This window comes from Terriglobus albidus, from assembly GCF_025685425.1.
Taxonomy (GTDB): domain Bacteria; phylum Acidobacteriota; class Terriglobia; order Terriglobales; family Acidobacteriaceae; genus Terriglobus; species Terriglobus albidus.
The window spans coordinates 28,701-51,626 of record NZ_JAGTAS010000052.1; the positions used below are offsets into that span (position 1 = coordinate 28,701).

At 58.4% G+C, this 22,926-nt stretch carries 13 protein-coding genes; 6 read left to right on the forward strand and 7 right to left on the reverse strand.

Annotated elements, in window-relative coordinates:
• The first annotated feature begins 80 nt into the window (after positions 1-80).
• The 4 genes from OHL21_RS11460 (at position 81) to OHL21_RS11475 (ending at position 6,880) form a co-directional block, all read left to right on the forward strand.
• Complete coding sequence (locus tag OHL21_RS11460; protein WP_263417407.1) at positions 81-1,454, forward strand: MATE family efflux transporter; 1,374 nt, start codon at positions 81-83, stop codon at positions 1,452-1,454.
• 71 nt (positions 1,455-1,525) lie between these two features.
• Positions 1,526-4,153 carry a DNA mismatch repair protein MutS gene (mutS, locus tag OHL21_RS11465; RefSeq protein ID WP_263417542.1) on the forward strand — a complete coding sequence of 876 codons (2,628 nt, stop codon included), beginning with the start codon at positions 1,526-1,528 and terminating at the stop codon, positions 4,151-4,153.
• Positions 4,150-5,349 carry an anhydro-N-acetylmuramic acid kinase gene (locus tag OHL21_RS11470; RefSeq protein WP_263417408.1) on the forward strand — a complete coding sequence of 400 codons (1,200 nt, stop codon included), beginning with the start codon at positions 4,150-4,152 and terminating at the stop codon, positions 5,347-5,349. The genes mutS and OHL21_RS11470 overlap by 4 nt, the downstream gene beginning before the upstream one ends.
• On the forward strand, positions 5,339-6,880 hold the full coding sequence (locus tag OHL21_RS11475) for an ABC transporter substrate-binding protein (protein ID WP_263417409.1): 1,542 nt from the start codon (positions 5,339-5,341) through the stop codon (positions 6,878-6,880). Before OHL21_RS11470 ends, OHL21_RS11475 begins: the two co-directional genes overlap by 11 nt.
• Positions 6,881-7,090: 210 nt before the next feature.
• Here OHL21_RS11475 and OHL21_RS11480 read toward each other — a convergent pair whose 3' ends face one another.
• The 7 genes from OHL21_RS11480 to OHL21_RS11510 all read right to left on the reverse strand — a co-directional run bounded on the left by OHL21_RS11480 (position 7,091) and on the right by OHL21_RS11510 (position 21,405).
• Positions 7,091-7,657, reverse strand: a complete 567-nt coding sequence (locus OHL21_RS11480; RefSeq protein WP_399258147.1) for an outer membrane beta-barrel protein — start codon at positions 7,655-7,657, stop codon at positions 7,091-7,093.
• A 2-nt stretch (positions 7,658-7,659) separates the two neighbouring features.
• Positions 7,660-12,759, reverse strand: coding sequence for an Ig-like domain repeat protein (locus OHL21_RS11485; protein WP_263417411.1), 5,100 nt, complete (start codon positions 12,757-12,759; stop codon positions 7,660-7,662).
• Between the two features lie 258 nt (positions 12,760-13,017).
• Positions 13,018-14,328, reverse strand: a complete 1,311-nt coding sequence (locus OHL21_RS11490; protein WP_263417412.1) for a glucoamylase family protein — start codon at positions 14,326-14,328, stop codon at positions 13,018-13,020.
• Positions 14,325-15,857 carry a GH39 family glycosyl hydrolase gene (locus OHL21_RS11495; RefSeq protein ID WP_263417413.1) on the reverse strand — a complete coding sequence of 511 codons (1,533 nt, stop codon included), beginning with the start codon at positions 15,855-15,857 and terminating at the stop codon, positions 14,325-14,327. Before OHL21_RS11495 ends, OHL21_RS11490 begins: the two co-directional genes overlap by 4 nt.
• Positions 15,858-16,014: 157 nt before the next feature.
• Complete coding sequence (locus tag OHL21_RS11500) at positions 16,015-19,443, reverse strand: TonB-dependent receptor (protein ID WP_263417414.1); 3,429 nt, start codon at positions 19,441-19,443, stop codon at positions 16,015-16,017.
• A gap of 396 nt (positions 19,444-19,839) precedes the next feature.
• Positions 19,840-20,388 (reverse strand): signal peptidase I, encoded by a 549-nt coding sequence (lepB, locus tag OHL21_RS11505; RefSeq protein ID WP_263417415.1) that lies wholly within the window; start codon positions 20,386-20,388, stop codon positions 19,840-19,842.
• Between the two features lie 39 nt (positions 20,389-20,427).
• Positions 20,428-21,405, reverse strand: a complete 978-nt coding sequence (locus OHL21_RS11510; RefSeq protein WP_263417416.1) for a serine hydrolase — start codon at positions 21,403-21,405, stop codon at positions 20,428-20,430.
• A gap of 109 nt (positions 21,406-21,514) precedes the next feature.
• Here OHL21_RS11510 and OHL21_RS11515 point away from each other — a divergent pair, with 109 nt between their 5' ends.
• Both OHL21_RS11515 and yihA read left to right on the forward strand, forming a co-directional pair.
• Positions 21,515-22,258, forward strand: coding sequence for a hypothetical protein (locus OHL21_RS11515; RefSeq protein WP_263417417.1), 744 nt, complete (start codon positions 21,515-21,517; stop codon positions 22,256-22,258).
• A gap of 59 nt (positions 22,259-22,317) precedes the next feature.
• On the forward strand, positions 22,318-22,908 hold the full coding sequence (yihA, locus tag OHL21_RS11520; RefSeq protein WP_263417418.1) for a ribosome biogenesis GTP-binding protein YihA/YsxC: 591 nt from the start codon (positions 22,318-22,320) through the stop codon (positions 22,906-22,908).
• Positions 22,909-22,926 lie beyond the last annotated feature (18 nt).

Here is a 22,926-nt window from a genome sequence, read left to right on the forward strand (position 1 = left end):
AATTCGCGTGAGATCCCCGATCGAGCCTCACGTTCACATGGACAATGATGCGACCGGCGCAAAGCCGATAAAATCGCCGGATGCGCAGTTGGAAACAGGACCTGTGGTCGATGGTGAAGCTGGCGACGCCTGTCGTCCTGGCAGAGCTTGGCTGGATGCTGCAGGGCATCGTCGACGTCATCATGGTGGGCCGTCTTGGCCCGATCGGTATCGGCGCCGTTGCCCTGGGCAACGCGCTCTACTATGCGCCTTCCCTCTTCGGCATCGGTCTCATCCTCGGTCTCGACACCATGGTCTCGCAGGCCTATGGCCGTAAGGACTATGACGCCTGCCACCGCTGGCTGGCGCAGGGTGTTTATATCGCTCTGCTGGCTACGCCTCCGCTCATGCTGCTGGTGTGGGCGCTCGGGCAGATGGTGGGCCACTTCGGTGTCGCATCTGCCCTGGTGGAACCGACCTCACACTATGTCAGTACCCTGGTCTGGGGAACCTTGCCATTGCTGCTCTATGCGGCGTCACGGCGATACCTGCAGGCTGTCGGCCAGAGCCGCATGGTGACCATCACCTTCGTTGCCGCCAATATCGTGAACTGGGCGGGCAACTGGGTGCTGATCTACGGACACTTCGGCATGCCGGCGATGGGAGTACGAGGCTCAGCTCTTTCCACTGTGCTTTCACGCGTGCTGATGGCTGTCATGTTGCTGGGCTTTGCCTGGAAATATGAGCGCCGGCGCGGCCATCCGCTCTTTGCTCGCTGGGCAGGACCGCACTGGCAACAGATTCGGCATCTCGCCCGAATCGGCCTGCCTGCGGCACTGCAGATCATCCTGGAGATCGGCGCCTTCGGCTTTTCGACCGTGCTTGCCGGTAAGGTCTCCGCCATCGCCCTTGCCGCACACCAGATTGCGCTGAACTACGCAGCGCTGGCTTACATGGTGCCCCTCGGTATCTCTGCCGCTGCCTCGGTCGCGGTTGGCCACGCGGTAGGAGCCGGAGACCCCGAACGCGCCCGCAGCGACGGTTGGCTGGCCATGATCCTGGGCGTGAGCTTTATGGCTGTAGTGGCCGTGGTCTTCGTCGCGCTTCCCGGCCCGTTGATCGCACTGTATACGACCGATATCGCCGTCCTCAGAGAAGGCGCGCGCCTGTTGTGGCTGGCCGCAGCCTTCGCCGTCTTCGATGGAGTCCAGACCATCGGCACCGGAGCGCTGCGTGGCCTTGGCCTGACACGGGTTCCGATGCTGAGCAATCTCTTCGGCTACTGGGCGTTTGGATTGCCGGTGGGCATCGCGCTCTGCTTCAGGAAGAGATGGGGAGTAGAGGGTATCTGGATCGGTCTGACAGCCGCTCTGATCGTCATCGCCTCAGCCCTGTTCTTCTACTGGCGCAGCCGTTCGGCGGCGCTGGTAAACGGAGAGTTCGCCGCACAGCCGGCTACGTTGGAGACCCATTGATTCCGGCCCATGAAATACACAGGGCCGGACAAGTATTCTGAAGTCCCGTGTCAGAGATTTCACAGCCAGCCATGACGCCGTTTATGCGCCAGTACACCGCGGCGCAACAGGCCCACCCGGAGTGCCTGATCTTCTTCCGCATGGGCGACTTCTATGAGCTGTTCTACGACGATGCCATCAAGGTCTCGCGCGAGCTGCAGCTCACACTCACCGCCCGCGATAAGCAGAAGTCCGTTCCGATGTGCGGCGTCCCCTACCACGCCGCCGAAACCTACATCCAGCGCCTGCTGCGCAAGGGCTATCGCATTGCCATGTGCGAGCAGATGGAAGACCCGAAGACGGTGAAGACTATCGTCCGCCGCGAGGTCGTCCGCGTGCTCACGCCAGGCACCGCCCTGGATCCATCGCTCGGCTCTGACGAGAACAACTTCCTCGCCAGCCTGGCGCCTGTCGGCAAAGATAGCTTCGGTGTTGCGGTGCTCGATCTCTCCACCGGCGACTTCCGCTCCACCGAATTCCGTGGAGCCGATGCCTTCTCTCTCGCGCTCGATGAGCTTGGCCGCCTACGCCCGGTAGAACTTGTCCTTCCCGAAGGCTTTCATCCGGGTAAATCCGGACTGCTGCCGGACGACGAGGTCGAGCTTCCCGGACTCGAAGTTCGCACTCGCACTCCGGTCGAGGACTGGGTCTTCACCGCCGACTACGCTCTGCCTCTCCTGCAGGGCCACTTCCATACGCACTCGCTCGACGGCTTCGGACTGGCCGGCCATACTGCCGCCGCAGTCGCCGCGGGTGCGCTGGTGCACTACGTGCGCAGCACCAAGCAGGGGGAGTTGCAGCATCTCGATGGCCTGAAGTACTACCAGCGCGGCGGCTCGCTGGAGCTTGACGCTGTCTCGGTGCGTAACCTGGAGCTGGTCGAGCCCCTGTGGACGCAGGAAGGAGTGGAGAGCACGCTCTTCCATGCTCTGGATACATGCTGTACACCGATGGGCAAACGTCTCCTACGTTCTGCGCTGCTGCGCCCCATGGCGGATGCTGCCTGCATCAACCGCCGCCTCGATGCTGTCGATGAAGCTGTTGGTTCGCTTCGTCTGCGTGAGCAGTTGCGCCGCGCCTTGGATAACGTTCTCGATCTGGAACGCCTGCTGGCGCGCGTCTCCATGGACTCCGCCGGGCCGCGTGATGTGTTGGCGCTGGGCCGAACCCTGGGAGCTTTACCCACCGTACTGGCAGAGGCTGCAGCATTCAAAGCGGAAGGCTGGCAGACGCTGACCTCGGGTTTCGATGCCTTGACCGATGTCTATGCAGCCATCGTCAACACCATCGCTGAAGAGCCGCCCGTCACGCTCGCCGATGGCGGCTTCATTCAGCCGGGCCGCGATGCCGAGCTCGACGAGCTACGCACACTTTCGCAGTCCGGCCGCCAGTCGATTGCGGCCATCGAAGAACGCGAGCGCGAACGCACCGGTATCTCCTCGCTGAAGGTTCGGTATAACTCCGTCTTCGGCTATTACATCGAGATCACCAAGTCGAACCTGGGCTCCGTTCCCGCCGACTACGAGCGCAAGCAGACGCTGGTCAACGCCGAGCGCTTCACGACGCCCGAGCTGAAGGAGTACGAGACCAAGATCCTTACCGCGCACGAACGCTCGGTCGAGATTGAGAAGCGTATCTTCGCGGAGCTGCGTACCACCGTGCTGGCCGCTGCCCATCGACTGAGGGAGACCGCCCGCCGGGTTGCGGAGATGGATCTGACGGCCGGCTTCGCGCATCTCGCCGCATTGCGCAACTACATCCGTCCGCAGATCGAACCCGAAGGCTGCATCTACGAGGTCGTGAACGGCCGTCATCCCGTGGTCGAGCGCCGGTTGGAGCTCGCCGCCAGCGGACGGTTCCATCCCAACTCCATGCATCTGGACGGCGTGGAAGGCCCCTCGCTCTTGCTGATAACCGGACCCAACATGGGTGGTAAATCCACCTACCTGCGACAGGCAGCGCTGCTGGTCATTATGGCGCAGATGGGCTGCTTCGTTCCGGCCGAGCGCATGCGGCTCTCCCTGGTCGACCGCGTCTACACCCGCATCGGCGCCAGCGACAACGTCTCGCGCGGCCGCTCCACCTTCATGGTCGAGATGACCGAGACCGCCGCCATCCTTAACACCGCCACCGAACGCTCGCTCGTGCTGCTGGACGAGATGGGCCGTGGCACAGCCACCTACGATGGCCTCTCGCTTGCATGGGCAACGGTCGAACACCTCCACAACCGCATCGGCGCCCGCACGCTCTTCGCCACGCACTACCACGAGCTCACACTGCTGAGCGATCAGCTATCGAAGCTCGAAAACCTCCGGGTCGCCTGCAAGGAAACATCAACCGGCATCGTCTTTCTCCATGCAGTCGAACGCGGCCCTGCAAACAAGAGCTATGGTATAGACGTCGCCCGGCTCGCCGGTCTGCCCCAGACAGTCATCGATCGCGCACGTGACGTACTACGTCTGCATGAGAAGGCGGAGAACGCCTCAGTTCGCGGAGCGATCCCAGCTCCGCCACAGCCCGCCTTGCAGATGACAATCTTTACACCGCTCTCGCAGAAGATCGTCGACCGACTGCAGGAGACCGATATCAACTCTCTGACGCCGATGCAGGCACTCCAGCTTCTGGACGAACTCAAACGCGAACTGGAAGGACAGGCATGAGCAAACAGCCCGTGCGCGAACCCGTTGCGATGACTGTCGCCGGCGTGATGTCCGGCACCTCCGCCGATGGTGTCGATGTTGCTGTCGTCCGCATCTCTCCCGGCAAACACGTACCGAAGCTGAAGCTGCTGGAATACCGGGCCTTCCCCTATCCCAAGCCGCTGCGCAATTCCGTATTGGCAGCGATGGATGCCCAATCGATCTCAGCGGCGGAGATGGCGCGGCTGCACTGGCGATTAGGCGAGGTCTATGCCGACTGCATCGCACAAACCCTCACTGCCTCAAAACGCAGAGCATCACTGGTCGGCGTCCACGGACAGACGATCTACCACCAGGGCGATGCATCGCCCTATCTGGGCAAACCGCTGAAGTGTACCTGGCAGCTAGGCGAAGCAAGCTGCATTGCCGAACGTCTCCGGACCCCGGTGATCAGTGACTTCCGCCCCGCCGACATGGCCGCCGGCGGTCATGCCGCGCCTCTGGTACCAATGCTGGACTACACCGTCTTCGCGCACACCAGGCGCAATCGCGTGCTGCAGAACCTTGGAGGCATCGCCAATCTCTCCGCGCTTCCGGCAGGTTCCGATGCAGACAAGCTGCTCGCCTTCGACACCGGGCCAGCGAACATGGTGGTCGATGCACTGATGCAGCGTCTCTTCCAGAAGCCGTATGACCGCAATGGGGCTATTGCAAAACGTGGGGTAGTTCTGCGGCCCGTGCTGGACACGCTGATGCGCGATCCATACTTCACCGCAGCGCCACCGAAATCCACCGGGCGCGAGCAGTACGGCGCGGCCTTCGTCGACAAGCTGCTGAAGCTCTGCGTCAAGACCCGCAGCGAAGACATCATCGCCACAGCGACCGCGCTCACGGCTGAAAGCATCGCTCACGCCTACCGGACATTCGTATGGCCGCACCTCGGCATGAACGCTCCGCTTGCCGCGGGTACGGACTTTATCCCCGCCGGCGGTGGAGCAAAGAATGCCACCTTGATGCGGATGCTGCGGGAACGTCTCGAGCCGCTGGGCATCACCTTCATCCCCATCGAGAACTTCGGTCTGCCCGCTGAGGCAAAGGAGGCTGCAGCGTTTGCTCTGCTCGCTTGGCTCACCTGGCATGGCCTGCCGGGGAACGTTCCGTCAGCCACCGGTGCCTCGCGACCCGTCGTTCTCGGAAGGGTAACGAATGCGCATTAGAGGGTTCTCCAGGCTCCTCGCCACCTTGCCGCTCATTACTCTCGCGCTTGCAACAGGGTGCCGTACGAAGCCCGAAGGCAACATGGTCGTAATGGTCATCGAGTCGAGTCCGAATAATCTCGATCTCCGCATCGGCACAGACGCACAGTCAGAACGTATCGGCGGATTGATCTTCGACCCTCTGGTTCACAAGGACGAGCACTACAACCCGCAGCCGTGGATCGCGGAACGGTGGGAGCAGCCCGAGCCCACACGCATGGTCTTCCACATTCGTCATGGCGTCACCTTCCATGACGGCCGCCCGCTTACCGCCGAAGATGTGGCCTACACCATCCGCTCCCTTCAGGATGGTTCCATCGTCACCAGCAAGGGAGCCAGTCTCTCGGCCATCAAGCAGGTCGAGACGCCCGATCCCTACACCCTGGTGCTGCACCTCGATAAGCCCGATGCTTCCCTGCTCTTCAACCTCTCCGATGGTCTCTTCGGCATCGTCCCGCGCGGCAGCGGCAAGGAACTTGGAGGCGCACCTATCGGCAGCGGCCCCTTCCGTTTTGTTTCGCAGGTCGTTGACAAAGAGGTTGTCGTCGAGCGCAATCCTCAAAGCTGGTCCGGTGTGCCGAAGATCGAGCGTGTACGCTTCGCAGTCATCCCCGATGCGGTCACGACCGCTCTGGAGCTGCGCAAAGGCTCTGCCGACATTGCATCGAATGTCATCACGCAGGACATGGTCTGGGCGATGCGCAACGAGAAAGAGATCGTTACCGACGTCGGTCCCGGCTCCATCCTGAACTACATCAACTTCAACTGTAACGACGCCCTGCTCAGGCATCGCGAGGTGCGGCAGGCGATTGCGCTCGCAATCAATCGTCAGCCCATCATTCATGCCCTCTTCCGCGATCATGCGCGCCCCGCGGCATCGCTGCTACCGAACGGACACTGGGCACAGGCAACAGCGAGCGAACTACCCGACTTCTCCTTCAATCCCGAGCGCGCCCGCAAGCTTCTCGACGTGGCAGGCTTTCCTGTGCGGCAGAATGGATCACGCTTTCAGTTGACGATGAAGACCTCGACCGATGAAACGACCCGCCTGCTCGCAGCCATCCTGCAACAGCAACTGCGGGCTGTCGGAATTGATCTGCAGATTCGTTCGAATGAGTTTGGCACCTTCTACGCCGACGTCACCAAGGGAGCCTTCCAGATCTACGGCCTGCGTTGGATCGGTTCAAACGAAGATCCGGATATTTTTCGCTACACCCTCTCCTCAAAGAGCTTTCCGCCCAAGGGAGCGAACCGTGGCCATTACAGCAACCCTGAAGTGGACAAGCTGATCGCAGAAGCAGCGGTTGAGCCAGACCAGGCAAAGCGCCGTCCCATCTACGTTCACATTCAACAGTTGTTGGCAGAGGACGCCGCCGGCGTTAATCTCTGGTACCTGGACAACACAGTCGTCCATTCCCGCCGCGTCACCAACATCCATCCCAATCCCTCGGCGAGCTACGACTTCCTGCGCGAAGCCGAGGTCGTGCATTAAACCCATACACTGGGTGCCCCACATACGCGAAGCTTATGTGGGCATTCGAGCGAAGCTCGAACTGTTTTTGGTTTGTCATTTCGTAGCGGCCGCAGGGAGCGGAGAAATCTGCTCCTCTACCCATGCTTCCCCCACCCCTCTCAGCGGAAAGGCGGATCGAGCTTCGCTCGATACACCCACATAAGCTTCGCGTATGTGGGCACCCAATTCCTACTCCTCCGACATCATCGACTTACCACGCCATAGACGGAAAGTAATACCCGTCGAGATCCCATACGGATGAATGGCCCCATACGAAAACTGCGGCCACATCTGGTACTCCACATCCACCACCTTCACCGCAAAGCGCTTGTGATACCACTCCACGCCACCTCCGGGCGCAGCGACGAAGTAGTTACCGTTCGCGTAACCGAAGGGAAACTTGAAGTGCCCGATACCAACCAGCCCCTTGGCGTATGGCCGCACACTGCGGGTCATAAAGTTGAAGCGTGGACCAGCGAGATACGTTGACTGGTTGCTCCCATTGGGATCGTTATGGAACCGCAACCAGCGCGCCTCTCCTTCTATGCCCCAGCGATGGCTGATATTGGCATCGCCCCATAGGGTGAGACCGCCAAGCTGACGTTGACCATAGTCCGACTGGAAGATGCTGAGTCCGCCGCCTGCCATCACATGCGGACCCGGGCCTCTCCCCGCAGCAACGGCCTGTGCTTCCACTGACGCACTACATCCTAAAACCATCGATAGAGCCGCGATCGCGGCGAACCACAGCCGCATAATTACTGCCCCACCGTAAGCGTCACGTCGATGGCCTGTTTCGCTCCGCTGGTCGTTCCAACGCCGGTGACCTGGAAGGTATAGGAACCAGCCGGCGTTGTGTTGGTATGCAGAGCACCGGTACAACCGGTCGTTCCGCCGGCGACACCGATCATCGCCAGAGCCATCAGTAGGCCGCCCAGCCAGCGGCGGCGTTTACGCATACCCATGCCCAGTAGCCCAAGCACGGTTACGCCAGGCCACAGAATCGTGGCCAGAATCGGCGTGTCCGTATTGCGCACACTCGCAGACGCTCCTGCTCCTAGCGGGTTTCCGGTATCGATCTGGAGCTGTACCTGCTGCGTAATGTTCGCGCCCAGCTTCAGCGAGTTCGGCGAGAACGTGCAGGTCGCGGCGAACGGCAGGCCATTGCATCCAAGGTTCAGCGTGTCGGCAAAGCCGTTCAACGATGCGATGGACAGCGTCACCGTCACATGGTCACCGCTGGTCAGATTGACTTTCGATGGAGACAAGGCGAGGGTAAACTGCTGCGCCTGAGAAACAACTACATCGACGGAGGACGAAGCAGAACCGGCATACAGAAAGTCTCCGCTGTATGTCGCCACCACATGGTAGGTTGCCGCTGACGGCGATACGGTTAGAGTCGCAAGACCGTTGGTGTCCACTGCGGCCGTGCCAAGAGTTGTTGTACCCGAAGTGAAGAGGACAGCACCGGTCGGCATCGCCGGCCCCGTGCCCCGTACCACGGCCACCAGACTAACGGTCTGGCCGGTCTGCAACGAAGTAGCTGAGACGCTCAAGCCCGTGGTTGTTGGCCGTAGATCCATCTCCTGTGTCAACGTTGCGGAGCTCGACAGATTGAGCGTATCGCCGCTGTACTGAGCAGTAATGACGTGCTTGCCGCCAACCAACGTAGCGCTCGAGATACTGGCATTGCCATTCGCATCCAACGTGGCCTGTCCCAGCAACGAGCCGCCGTCAAGGAACGTGACCGATCCCGTGGGCTTGCCGTCCACATTCGTGACCTTCGCCGTCAGCACCACGTTCTCTCCCGTAAGCGCCGGGTTCAGGCTTGATACCAGTGCAACCTGACTGTTCTGCCGCACCAATAGCTGAATGGGTGACGAATCAGCCGCAGTATTCTTCGCATCGCCGGCGTAATGCACGATGAGCGTGTGTGGCCCGATCGTGAGTGAAGAAGTGATCAGGGTCGCTGTTCCGTTGGTCCCCAGTGTGGCAGTTGCGACAGACGTTGTGCCGTCGAGCAGAGTCACTTGCCCGGTCACATCGCCACCATTGCCGGTCACCTGAACCTGTACCGTGAGCGCCGAACCATAGATCAACGTTGTCGTGCTGGGATTCGCCTGCACAGTTGTCGTCGCAGAAATAATCTGCTGCAACAACACCGGAGAACTGGCTGATGCATTGGTGCTATCCCCACTGTAGATGGCTGTAATGGAATGTGTTCCTACCGCCAGGTTCGCAGTCGAAAAAATAGCCACGCCGTTCTGCAACGAAGCTGTTCCGAGAGACGTCGAACCGTCCTTGAAGGCCACCGTTCCTGTAAGATTGCTGCCTCCGCTGACCGTCGCAGTGAACTGCACGCCACGGCCGGCGATCGAGGGATTGTTACCGGACGCGACCGCAACCGTGATCGCCTGCAACACGGTCAAAGAAAGCGCATTTGAAGTTGCGGCAGCGTACGTGGCATCACCCGCATAGATTGCGGTGATGGTGTGAATGCCGGGTGTCAGGGATGACGTCGGCAGGCTCGCTACGCCGCTGCCGTTGAGGATTGATGCCCCAATCAACACGCCACCATCCAAAAACTGTACCTGGCCTGGCGGAACGCCACCATTACTGGTCGCAGTAGCCACCAGCGAAACCGGCTGCCCACTTACCGAGGGGTTCGCACTGGCAGCCACCCGCAGTGTAGTGGTTGCCTGCACAATCTCCTGCGAGATAGGAGTCGAGCTCGATGCGGTATTCTTCGCATCACCGGCATAATCCGCGGTGATGACATGGGTGCCAACACTCAGCGTCGAAATTGCGAAGCTCGCCTTGCCGGCTCCGTTCAACGTGACCAGACCGATTGGAGTGCCGTTGTCTTTGACACCAACCGTTCCAGCCGGAATTCCGCCCGAGCCGGTAACCGTAATGGAGAAGGTTACGACACTTCCTGCAATCGCCGGCGATCCGCTGCTTGTAATTACTGTCGAAGTAGTCGCCTGTCGTACCGTCACCGCCGCAATGTTAGAGGTGCTGGTTGCGTAGTTCGTACTGCCGCTATAGGTCGCTGTCAGCGTGTGCGAGCCAACAGAAAGTGACGTCGTCACCAACTGCGCCACGCCATTGGAAGGAACAGTCGTTGTCCCAAGAACCGTCGAACCATCATAAAAAGTAACCGTACCGGTCACCTGCCCGCCGGTGGTCTGCGATGGCGTCACCGTCGCAGACAGTTGTAACTGAGCCCCGGCATCGACTGTCGAGGCACTGGCCGACAATAACGTGGTCGTCGGGATGGTATCGACGGTAAAGTTCAGTGCGGTCGAAGTACTGGTGGAGTTGTTCGTATCACCCCCATAGGCAGCCGTGAAGGAATGTGCGCCGCCATTCAGACCTGTGGCTGTCCATGTAGCAATGCCACTGCCGTTGAGGTTCGCAGTGCCCAGGATGTTCGAGCCATCCTTGAAGGTCACCGAGCCAGTCACGGCAACCAGACCACTGTTGCTCACGGTAGCCGTCAAGGTAAGAGGCTCACCCGCTTTGATCGACGAAGGCGCCGCGCCGAGTGTCGTCAAACTCGTGTCCTTCTGGACTGTCTGCGTCACCACGTTGGAGACGGCATTGATGGTATTCGTATCTCCGCTGTAGGTGGCCGTAATACTGTGAGTACCGACGCTAAGAGTATTAACGGTTATCTGTGCAACGCCGGAGCCATTGATCCCTATGGTCCCCAGATTGGAAGAGCCATCCTGGAAGGTAATCGATCCAGTCGGAGAACCGGCAGCCGTTACGGTCGCCGTAAAGGTCACCGGCTGCTTTATGACAGTGGTTGTGTTGCTGGAGGCTAGATTCACTGTCGCTGCCTGCTTAACCACCTGCGTTACTGCGGTAGAGGTGCTGGGATTGTTATATTGATCGCCCTCATAACTTGCCGTCAGTGAGTGGCTCCCCAGAGCGAGAGTGCTGGTGACCAGCGTCGCCGCACCGGAGGCGAGGTTCACCGGCGAACCAAGCGGCGTCGAACCGTCATAAAAGGTAACTTTGCCTGTCGGAACATTGGTTCCGCTGGTCTGCACCTGGGCGGTCAACGTCACCGCCTGCGCGAGCGCCGATGGATTCGGGCTGGAGGAGAGATTGACCGTCGTCGGGTCCAGTGTGAGCACTTCGCCGCTCAACAAAAGTACCGCCGGCGCGTTGATGGCTGCCGACTGCACCTCAATGCGGCCATTGACTGGGTTTCCGATTACCTGGGGATTGAACTGCGCACCAACGACACAGTTTGTGGAACTGGCCAGAACAGTATTGGTACCGCACATGCCGGACACATTACCATCCAGCGATGCATTCGATACCGTAGCGACGTTGGTAATCGTCATCGTCGTGTTGCCGGCATTCTCGACAGTAATCGTCTGCGTCGGCGAGGTCCGGCCTACGCGGATCGCGGCAAAGGTCATCTTCGCAAGGTTCGTCGTGATCTTGCGGACACGGTTGTGGAACATATCCGCGATATAGAGGTTGCCGTAACCATCCAGAGCCATCGAGTACGGGCCATAGACCATGGCGGCATTGGCGGGTCCATCATCACCCTGGAAAGATTGGCCGCCGGTACCGGTAATGGTCTCGATCAGTCCAGAGACCGCATTGATGCGTCGCACGCGGTTATTGCTGGTGTCAGAGATCAACAGGTTTCCAGCGACATCGAATAACAATGCTCCCGGGTAACGCAGCTGAGCGCTCGAGGCTGCACTGCCATCACCGGAGAATCCCGGCACACCCGTACCCGCGACCAGTTGGATCACGCCGGAAGTGACACACCGCACCATGTGGTTGCCCTGGTCTGCGATGCATACATGGCCATCGGCAGCGACAGCGATTCCCCAGGGAAGATTGAGCTTTGCGGAAATGGCGGTACCTCCGTCGCCGCTATACCCTGCCACGCCGGTCCCGGCGAAAGCATTGATGGTTCCTGTTACCAGATCCAGCTTGCGCACCGCGCTGTTACCGGTATCCGCAATGTAAAGAATCCCCGCTGCCGGATCGACAGCAAGTCCGTTCGGCCCATTCAGATGGGCAGAGGTCGCTGCACCGCCATCCCCGGAGTGGCCTGCTGTGCCCGTTCCGGCGACCGTACGAATGATGTTCGTGCCAAGGTCTACCGCGCGCACCACGTGGTTGTAGTTGTCGGCGATGTAGAGGTTGCCAAGGCCATCCAGCGCCAGCCCAGTGGGATTGCTGAGTGAAGCTCCGGTAGCCGGACCGCCGTCCCCGGTGTATCCGGGATCGCCATTGCCTGCAATGGTGGTGATTATCTGGGTCTGAGCATCGATCCGCCGGACACGATTGCTGCTGGAGTCGGTGACATAGAGGTTTCCCGCGGCGTCCACCACGACGCCCTGAGGCAGGAAAAGGGTCGACTGCGTCGCCGGCATACCATCGCCACCATAGATCCAGGTTCCATTGCCCACCACCGTGGACATCGTGCCGGGCAACCAACCCACCAGAGGACCAGAGCCCGTTCCGCTTAAGAGAACCCACCCCATCACCGTGCCGCTGCCACTCTTCAGGACAATGCCGCCGGAGCGCAGTCCCGGCGATTGCGGCGCAAACTGCACTGAGACCGTACAACTCTGAGTCGGGACGTAGCTGTTACCGATAGTGCAACTGCCGCCGCTGACGAATGAAAAGTCATAACCGGAGAGCCCCTGTGTACCCACGGTAATCGAGCCAAGACTTCCACCAGTGGTCACCGGAACCGTGACGGTCTGGGTGCTACTGCCGGTCCCGACGGCAACCGCCGATGGGAACTGAAATACCTGTGCTGCAGAGGGAACCGCTGCGAGGAGAGAAGCAGCCAGAACGGGCAGAAACGCGCACACACGTTTCCACAAGGTGTAGAGAGAACCAAGACGGCAAGACTGCACGGAAGCCGGACCTCGAAACAGATAGCTCCAGCAGTGTTTTAACCCGGCGAATGTTCCTTTGTACGGGATATATATCGTTCCACGATACGTCAGGCACACAGCATCCGATGTTCGTTCTCAGCGGGATGTCATAGGTCGTCGGGGGAGAACCTGCTGAAGTGTTAACCAGGAAAGTACCACCGGTAACATTATTCCCGTCATCATTTTTGGGGATTACTGGGTATGCAGTCCCGATTTGGTAATTGCGAGGCGAACCTCGTCTGCCTGCATAAATGTGGCCCAGATCATCTCGGTGCGGAGGTTTTCGGCCATCAACACGCCGATTCCCTGGTCAATTCCCAGAACGTCGTCGTTATACCAGCGAGCCTGGGGCCGAAGGGCGTCAGTAAAGCCGTATCTTCCCCAGGCCTCCTTGCCATAGCGCTCTCGCAGCGACATCAGCACCCGCAGGCATTCCTGGGGCATAAAGGCCACAGATCCTGCCGTAGCGCACGGCACCACACTTCCGTCAATGTGGCCAAGCGCCGGCGGCCCTCCCCAGGCCTGGTAGCCGCGCTGTGAGTCTGAGGAAGTTATTCCCCAGTAGTCGTCGTTGTACCACTGCTTCATCGAGAGGCAGAACGCCCTGTGCGCCCGGGTCGCCGAGACGGAGTTATCGAAGTAGTTTGCAAACTTATCGCGCAGATTGCGGAAGTCAAACCAGGCATGCGAGAACTGGTGCGTAAACAGAGGATCGGGGCCGCTGATGTAGCGAATTCCCGAATAACTGGCAATCGGCCGCCGAAAGTATTGCCAGTAAATTCCATCGATTGGATGGGTGTTCGAGCCGATAGCTAACAACACCAGCATCATCAGTTCGCAGTAATGCTGCCAGCGAACAGCCAGAAAGCCGAACTCCGGTGTCCATCCCATGCTGAACTGCGTTTCCTTGTTCAGCATCCAGGGAAAGTCCACACGGTCGTAGATCTTCGTTGCCAGCTCTGCGATCTGGGTGCCCAGACCCGACGTTCTCTTGAAGTACTCCCGTGCCATCAGAGCGCCGCACAGAAAGATGCACGTATCGATCGAAGAAAGCTCGCACTTGAAGGCGCGCGTTCCCGTCTCCATATCGTTGTAGTGATAGAAGAAGCCGTGCTCCTGCGGCAGCTGCTCCCAATGGTACTGAAGCGTTCTCAGCACACGGAGGCGAATATCGTTGCGCGGCAGATAGCCGCGCCAGTCAGCAATACACAGCGCCGTCAGGCCGAAACCAGTCGCAGCAATACTGGAGACACGCCGGCTCTCTTTGCCGCGGGACGACGGGATCTGGGCCAGGGCGCGATCACGCACCTGACCGGTCTTATCACTTGCCTCTTCCCAGAAGTAGCGGCAGCCTGCCTGGGTCAGGTCCTCGAGGAATGCATCCTCAGGCGCGGTAAGCTCCCGCTTCTTTGCACTGCCAAATGGGAAGGCAAGCGCTGTCTGGTTTAGTCCCAGTCCGGCCGCGCCGGCGGCCACCAGTTTCAGCGCATCTCTCCGGTTCAACGAATCTCCACCAGCGCCAGGCCCTGCGCCGGAACATGCACCGTCAGCTTGCCGCCACGAACTGCAAGCCTCTCCGGCGCGGCCAGGGCGCCGGCTTTCTTCAGTGCTGCGATCTGTGCCTGGGTCGGCGTTGCAGGCCTTCCCATGTCGTCATATGCCTTCACTACATTGCCGTGGTTCGCATCAAGGCGCCATACTGTCGCTGAAGTTGCTCCCCTGCCCTTCACCACCACCTCGAAGGTCTTTTCGGGGACACTGTCATACGTCTCCTTTGTATACGATGCTCCAGTTCCCGCCGGGGGTGCGTAGTTCCACACCGCGATCGCAAGTCTGCCCGATTTCGTTTTGGTCGCTATTACATCGTCGCTATCGTCATCCAACTCCAGGCGCTGATCGCCCAATTTGTGCAGCAAAACAAATGCATTGAAGGCCGGTTTGGGAATTCCGCGCTCTGCGATTAGACCGAATCCACCATAAAACGGAGTCTTCACAACTCCCTGCTCCTCAAAGACATCGGAGAAGGTCCAGTAACTCATCATGTCGACCAGCCCATCGCATTGCCGGATCGTGTCGGCCAGCCACGGACCCATGTAGATGGAATCTGTGACATTCGGCTCATTCGCATAACTTGCGTTGTACTCACTCAAGATGAATGGAATATCCGGATAAGCCGATGCCGCAATCTCGTTGTGCACTTTGCTGACTGCGCGACACACCATGCTGTCGCGTGGGATCCGCTCCTCGGTCTTAAAGACGTCTTTCGCCGTGTCGTTGGCATAGACATGGCTGGAGACGAAATCCACCGGAACATTGGTCTGCTTGCAGTGCGCCAGAAACTCACCGGCATAAGCAGCCTGCGCGGTGGACGGACCACCGACGCGGATACGATCATTCACGCCCTTCAGGGCACGGGCGGTATGGTCATAGAGCTCGTAATAAGTCGGCATGGAGGGTTTGCCACCCCAGAAGTCGAGGTTCGGTTCATTCCATACCTCGAAGTACCAGGTCGCCACTTCATCGATGCCATATCGTGCGACAAGATGCGTGGCGAAGGCACGGATCATGTCGTCCCACAACGTATAGTCTTTCGGTGGAGAGATGTTCTGCTTGTACCAGAAGGCATGCAGTTGATTCGCATCGGCGGCCAGCTTCTTCGGCATAAAGCTGAGCTCGACAAATGGCTTTACCCCCTCCTCCAACAAACCGTCATAAATCTGGTCGATGTAGGAGAAGTTGTAGACGGGCTTTCCCTGCGCATCCAGATCGAAGAGACCAACTTCATCCATGAAGATGCCATGCGGACGTACGTAAGTGAATCCGGTTGCCTTTTTTACTGTTCGCAGATCCTGCCGATAACTCTCACGCAAACTGAGGATCGCTCGTCCTGAACCGAACATCGTCTCCCAGAAATGAGGCAACGGCGTTCCCTGGTTTCGTGCATTGATAACAACTTGTTCAAAATCCTGCGCCGGCATGGACGCGGCAACGGCTAATACAAGCACCGACAACGATTGAACCCAGCGAAGCATTGTCTCCCCTTACTTTCTTGGACGCAAAATAACGCCGCGACGGCAGAGACCGTCGCGGCGTTGCCTTCAAATTAGGCCTTTATCAGCGGGCTGAAGGCCGCTGCTCCCACCAGTTTCAGTCATGCTGTATCAGATCAATTGGATTTGTCGATACGCTCTAGAAGTTGAAACGGCCCGTGAACTCGATCACCCGGGCGCCAAGAGCTCGCTGTGCGATGCCGAACTGCCGGTTCGAGGTAACACCATCGGCACTGATGGTATTGGTGATGCTCGCCGGATCAAGATTGAGCTTGTTGAGGATATTGAAGAAGTCTGCACGAATGACGAACTTTGCATTCTCCCCGAGAAAGCCCCACTTCGGCAGACCAAACCCTTTCTGCCCCGACATATCGAGGTTGAAATATCCGGGACCGCGAAGACTGTTACGTCCGACACCGGGTACAGGAGGGATGCCCGAGCCGGCAGTGTAGTTTGGAATCGTGAAGTAGTTCAGCGCACCGCCGGCATAGTTGCTGCCGGTCTTGAACGCGTCATTGCTCTGGCTGGTGCCTGCGCCTCCCCGATAGCCGCCCGCGCGCAGTGAGCTATAGCCGCTGCCGGTATAAACGATATTGCCACCATAGTTCGAGTAGAGAGGCTGCCAGGGATATCCCGAGTGCCAGTTCATAATGCCGCTGAACTCCCAGTTCCCGGCAACCTTCTCCCGCCAGTCATTCCCGCGGAAAAGAACCGGACGGAAGGTGCCGTAGAGCTTGACATTGTGTTTCACGTCATAGTCCGAAGGACCGGTAGCAAAACGGATGTCATAGGGATACTCGCCGATGTAGTAGTCATTCGATCCGTTATCCATCGATTTCGCATAGCGATACTGCGCATCGATATCGAACATCTGCGAGAAGCGGTGATTCAACTCCACCCATCCCGCATTGAAGTTCGCATTGGCATCGTTCACGTAGAAGTACATGTTCTGGATGCGGGGATCCCGGATGTTTGGGTAATTCCAATTGAGATTCAACTGGCGAGTGTAGTGCCGGGTAGAGCTACCCTGGTATCCAAACGTCGCCACCCAATTGCCGCCAAGCTCCTGACTGGCCGTCAGGGAATAACCGTAGGTCACGGGAGTGGGTAGAGAAAGAGGGAAACCTGTCAAAGAGAGCGCTGTACCTCCAACAGGCAAGCCCTTGGAGTCAAAGGTCTGCCTCGCCGCGGGATTCGAGGGGTATCCATCAAAAGAGGTTGGGCTGCTTGGAGTTTGATACAGGATGCTGCCGCATCCGGTGCGAGCGTTTACATTAGTGCACTGCAGCGTGAGGTTTGTGACCAGCGGAGGATTGGCCCGGCCATTCAGCGTGATGGCTTCCTGCATACGGTTGTAGCCAATGCCGAAACCACCACGAATGACAAACGGCTTACTCCAGGCCATCTTCGGTGTGAAGGCGAAACCAACCTGAGGTCCCCAATTATTCTTGGAGGCGCTGTAGAGGTCGCCGCCAACACGAATGGAGGCCCCGGTCAGAAGCGCATTCCCCTGACCGAGGACAACATTGCTGAGATTGTTGTATTTCTCACGGACCGGTGTGTAGTACTCCCAACGCAGGCCGAGATTGAGGGTAAGATTCGGTAACGCCTTCCAATCGTCCTGGATAAAACCTGCCCAGATGTTAGAGCGGATGTATTTCTTGTTCGACGTCGGGGAACCGGTTCGAGGATCGAAGTTACCGCTTTCCTTGTAAGGTACGTCGTTTGCGACATCCCATAGATTGCGGAAGAAGTACTGCGGCCGAGCCGCGCCCGCCTGTACATCGTTGTCCTGTTCCCAGTAGAGATCCGCTCCTGCCTTGATGGTGTGCGAACTAATCGTTTTTGTCACTACGTCGCGGAAGTTATAGGTCGTTTGGTAAAAGACTCCAGGTCCGGGTGCTCCTGCAGGCTGAAGGATTGGCATGGTTCCCGGAGCATCGGTGGTAAGCGTAGGCAATCCCCATGGTTCCTGTGAGTTCGAGGTCACTTCATTGAAGTACCAACGAGTCACGTTTCCACGTACTTCATTCACGAGTGTCGGGCTGAAAGTATGGTTCCACAGCAGAGATGCGGCATAGTTCAAACGGTTCGAATGCCAAAGGTTTGCGGAACGAATCGGGCCGTTGTAGAAAGTTGAATTGCTCGGAACCCAATATGTCGTATAGGTCAGCAGGTCATGTTGCGTGATCTGCGCGTCCGCTCGACCCTGAAATTGCTGAAATGTATTTTGAACCGGGTTTGCGGTTGTGACATTGAAGACATCGGGGACCCCATCAAATCCGCCACCAACACCAGGTGTTCCGCTACTGACATAGGTTGGATCAGGAGTGCCAAGAGCGCTTGACGTCGGGGACCCAAGATCAAGTCCACCGTTAACATCATGACAACTTGCAGACGAAAGGCCGATGTCGCTACAGGTTCTTCCGTTGATCCCGACAGAGGAGACGCCCATCCCCTTGTAGTTATATAAGCGAGTGCCGATGCCATTCGCTTTACGACTCGCTAGAGTCTGGATGTATTGCGGCGTCTCATACCAATCATTGCCATAACTGATGCTGTTATTCCGCAGCGTCTCATAGGAGAAGAAGAAGAAGAGTTTGTTCTTCCAGATCGGTCCACCGACACTGCCGCCGAACTGGTTGAACTTACTGGAGTCGCGTAGTGTCTTCGTGTTCGGCCCGTTGTACCGTTGATACGCATTCAGTCCAGGCCGGTGAAATTTGAAAAAACCACTGCCATGCCAGCTATTGGAACCAGCCTTTGACACGACCTGCACCTGGCCGGCGCTGTTATGTCCGCTCTCAGCATCGTAAGGATTCGCAGAGACTCGAACCTCTTTGACGCTCTCTTCGTTCGGTGTGATCACGGCGGCGCCGCCCCAGGCAAGGCTGTTGACCGAGACACCATCGACCTGCATGTTATTTGAGGTATTGCGGGTCCCGTTCGCGCTCACCTGCGCCTGATTTTCTGTCTGAAAGATGCTGCTCGTCGTACTCGCTCCTCCGGGACCGGCATTCCCTGGAAGGTTGTTAGCGCCACCGGCGCCGGCACGGGACGAGTCACCAAACATGCCGGGAGCAAGTTGCAGTAATTGGAACGGATCGCGTCCAGTCGATGGCAGTGATTGTATCTGCTGTGTCGAAATCGTTCCGCCGATCTGCGCATTCTGCGTATTGATCAACGGCGTGGCATCAGTCACTTCTACCGTTTCCGTCACCGCGCCGATCTTCAGCACGATATTCAGACCAGTGGTCACTTCACCTTGCACCGTGACATTGGAAAGCTGCTCCTTCACGAAGCCGGGAGCTTCCACCGTCAGCATGTAGTTCGAAGGTGCAAGGCGCGAGAAAGAATACGTTCCATCCGCGTTTGAGGTGGTTTGTAGTGTACGGTTCGTCGCCTTATCGACCAGCGTAATCTTTGCGTTGGGAATCACCGCTCCATCTGGATCAGTGACCGTACCCTGCAGTCCGGCACGATATTGCGCCAGCACAACGGCTGGTATCAACAGCACAAGGGCCATGAGCATGGCCGCACGCATCATGCATTTCCCGTTATTCTTCATCCTGCCTCCAAAGAAGCCGCACCAGGAGCCGTCACATTCGGGAGCCGTCCATTATTTATGTGGGAGACGGCAGACTTTTCGGTACCTGGCCTGCAATTGGTCACACGCCCAGACACACGTCATGTGTCCGCTGGCAATAGCCGCGCACGTCATCACGCGGTTTCCAATCCAGAAAACCGGCTGGCAGGAAGATGCAGGGATTGTCAGAGTGGGTTGTCTTCTAGGACGACTTCAGAGACACCGGCCGCTACTACAAAGGATCGCTTCAAGCAGCGATCGAGAACTAGAGCATTTTCACTGTTGCTGGGTGTCCCGGAAAGGCGTGCAGCGGCGTTTTTATCGCGGAAAACGCCCATAGGTGTGGAAGCCCTGCTGTACACCTACAGTGGAAATGCTCTAGCGCACTACGCCCATCTGGTCGAAGGGCCAGAAGACCAGCACAGCTTTACCGTAGATGTATTTCCGGTCCACAGCGCCGAACTCGCGGCTGTCGCTCGATACTGAGCGGTGATCACCCATCACCCAATAACTCTCCGGACCAACCGTCTGCAGAGTCACGGAACGCTCATCACGAAAACGCGCGGGCACATATGGCTCCGGCACGAGGTTGCCATTGACATATACACGGCCACGACGAATCTCCAGCGTGTCGCCGGGTAACGCAATGACGCGTTTGATGTAACTTTTCGAAGGATCGCGCGGATAGTTGAACACTACTACATCGCCACGATGAATATCGCCGACGCGGTACGCAACCTTATTGATGAACAGGCGGTCCTGATCTTCGAGCCGCGGCAGCATCGATGTACCTTCCACCACAACGGGCTGGTAAAGGAAGACGATGATAAATGCCGAGATTGCGATGGAGATGACGAAATCGCGAATCCATCCGGTCACCTGACGGCCCGGCTGCTGCGGCTGACTCGTTTTTAACTCGTCTTGCATGACCACCTGAAATATTAGACGGGAGATAGCACTAATCTACTACTTCAGACCCAGTCCCGGCTTCATCAGCCGGCCATCCAGGCCGTCGGGAGACCATTCCTTCACAATCTCCCGCGCAATTTTGGCAATCGTCCCCTCTCCTTCATTATCTGTCGTCCAGCTCGTGTCCTTGTTCTGCCAAGTGAAGATGCTGATCACAATCGGTCCCGATTTGGCCGCGACGATTGCTACATCATTCCGTACGGCATTGAGGGAACCGGTTTTACTGGCAATCGCCGAACCGGCCTCACTGGAGTCCAGTGTCTCCAGATAGCGCGGGATCGTATTGCGGTAAAACTGGTTCCGTAGCATGTTCAGCGCAGTCTGGCAGATTGCCTCATCCTGGGACTGGGCCGGACCTCCCAGGTCACAACGGCCGATCTTCTCCATCACCGTCGCCATCTCGCGCGCCGTGGTCTTTCCCAGGCCGAACTTCGGCTGATCCTCGGGCATGGGCTCGGTAGCGGGCTTCATCACCTTCTTATAGAAATGTGTATCTTTCAGGCCGAGCGCCAGAATACGGTCATTTACAGCCTTTACCCCGAAGCGGTCGATCGCCAGATTGGTGGCCGTATTGTCGCTGAGGATGATCATCAGGGAGAGAACGTCCTTCAGAGTCAATTCTTTGGGAGCATCCAGGAAGGTCAGCACACCGGAGCCGCTAACCGCATCGCCCGGCTTCAAGACGATCTTTTCGTCCCATTTAGCCTTGCCATCACGGATCTGCTCCATGGCTTCATACAGCATCGTCAACTTAATGACGGAGGCGGTTTGGACGGGTACATCCGCATCCACCGCAATCACTTTGCCGGTGTTAAGCTGCCGTGCGTAAACGGCAACTTTGCCATGGTGCGCCGCGATCAGCCCACGGATCGGAGCGGGAACCGATACATCGGCAATACGCTGCTGTGCATACATCAGCGATGTGGTGGCGAGACAGAGGCAGGTCTGAATCCAAACTTTCCGGAAGTAAAACATAAATGGCACCTTAACATAACGAAGGATCAACCAACACTTTCTGGTGCTATAGCCATCTAACCCAGAGTATCTTTCCGTCCACTCGCATGTTCGTTAGAAAGGACTTCGTATGTCTCGTTCGTTTTCTCTCGTAGCCACCCTTATTTTGGCCACGGTCGGTTTCACCGGATGCAAGAGCTCACAGCCCCCGACACCTCCAGGGCAGTCGCCTAACAGCGCCAGCTTGCCGGTAAATGGTCAGCCGGCGCCCAGTGGTACAGCGCCCGCAACTGCTACCGGCAACTCTGCTGCTCCGGCCCCGCCGCCGGCGGCTCGTACTGCCCGTCCCGCTGCGCCGGCCGCCCCTGTCGTCACCACGGTGACCGTTCCGGATGGCACACGAGTGGGAGTCCGCGTAAACCAGACCATCTCCGCCAGGAACTCCAATGTGGGTGACGGCTGGAGCGGCGTGCTGAACGCCCCGATCGTTGTTGGCGAGACCACCGTCTTCCCGCGCGGCACCGAAGTAAGCGGCACCGTAATTGCAGCCAAAGGACAAGGACGCTTCAAGGGCGCGGGAGCCCTCGGCATTGAGCTGAGCCAGATCGGCGGAATGCGCGTCTCCTCGTCTCCCTACGAAGTTGCGGTGAAGGGTAAGGGCAAGCGCAGTGCCGGATTCATCGCCGGCGGCGCAGGTCTGGGCGCCCTGATCGGCGGCCTGGCAGGCGGCGGGAAAGGTGCAGCGATCGGTGCTGCCTCCGGAGCCGGAGCCGGAACCGCTGGCGCGGCCTTCACTGGAAACAAGGATGTCACGATCCCCGCGGAGACCCTCATCAACTTCACCCTTACGGCCCCTCTGACGGTCCGTAAGTAGCCAGAACAGAAACCATTACGGGCGCGGAGAATCTCTCCGCGCCCGCTACACTTAATAGCGTGAAGGTCTCCGCAAAATTCCTGCTCTCAGCCACCAGCCCATCGCATTTCCCGCCACCCTCGGTGCCTGAGATCGCATTTCTGGGCCGTTCCAATGTTGGTAAGTCCAGCCTGATCAATGCATTACTCGGAACCACCATTGCCCGGGTCTCATCTACTCCCGGTCGTACACGGGCCATCAACTTTTTTGCCCTGTCCACATCTGCAAATGCGCCTGCAAAGATGATCTTTGCCGACCTGCCCGGCTACGGCTACGCCAAAATCTCGAAGTCCATCTCCGCGGAGTGGCCCTCGTTCATTGAGCCATACCTTACCGATCGTGAGTCACTGGCGCTCTCAGTCTGCCTGGTCGATACCAATATCCCGCCACAGGCCAGCGACCGTATGCTGATCGATTTCCTGCAGCAACACCAACGGCCGTATCTGGTCGTCGGGACCAAGGCAGACCGTCTCTCCAATAACGCCTTGGCAAAGTCGATTGCGGTGCTGAAACGGGAACATCAGATCGATGATCTCGTGCCGTGTTCAGTTAAGAAACCGGATGGGACAAAGGCTCTATGGTCGCGCCTGCTGGCAGCGCTGCCGTCGTAGAACATTTTCCCTCTTGGT

Coding starts and splice junctions, on each gene's coding strand:
- OHL21_RS11510 (WP_263417416.1), bottom strand. CDS start 21,405: ATGTTTTACTTCCGGAAAGTTTGGATTCAGACCTGCCTCTGTCTCGCC.
- lepB (WP_263417415.1), bottom strand. CDS start 20,388: ATGCAAGACGAGTTAAAAACGAGTCAGCCGCAGCAGCCGGGCCGTCAG.
- OHL21_RS11495 (WP_263417413.1), bottom strand. CDS start 15,857: ATGCTTCGCTGGGTTCAATCGTTGTCGGTGCTTGTATTAGCCGTTGCC.
- mutS (WP_263417542.1), top strand. CDS start 1,526: ATGACGCCGTTTATGCGCCAGTACACCGCGGCGCAACAGGCCCACCCG.
- OHL21_RS11515 (WP_263417417.1), top strand. CDS start 21,515: ATGTCTCGTTCGTTTTCTCTCGTAGCCACCCTTATTTTGGCCACGGTC.
- OHL21_RS11480 (WP_399258147.1), bottom strand. CDS start 7,657: ATGCGGCTGTGGTTCGCCGCGATCGCGGCTCTATCGATGGTTTTAGGA.
- OHL21_RS11475 (WP_263417409.1), top strand. CDS start 5,339: ATGCGCATTAGAGGGTTCTCCAGGCTCCTCGCCACCTTGCCGCTCATT.
- OHL21_RS11460 (WP_263417407.1), top strand. CDS start 81: ATGCGCAGTTGGAAACAGGACCTGTGGTCGATGGTGAAGCTGGCGACG.
- OHL21_RS11470 (WP_263417408.1), top strand. CDS start 4,150: ATGAGCAAACAGCCCGTGCGCGAACCCGTTGCGATGACTGTCGCCGGC.
- OHL21_RS11500 (WP_263417414.1), bottom strand. CDS start 19,443: ATGAAGAATAACGGGAAATGCATGATGCGTGCGGCCATGCTCATGGCC.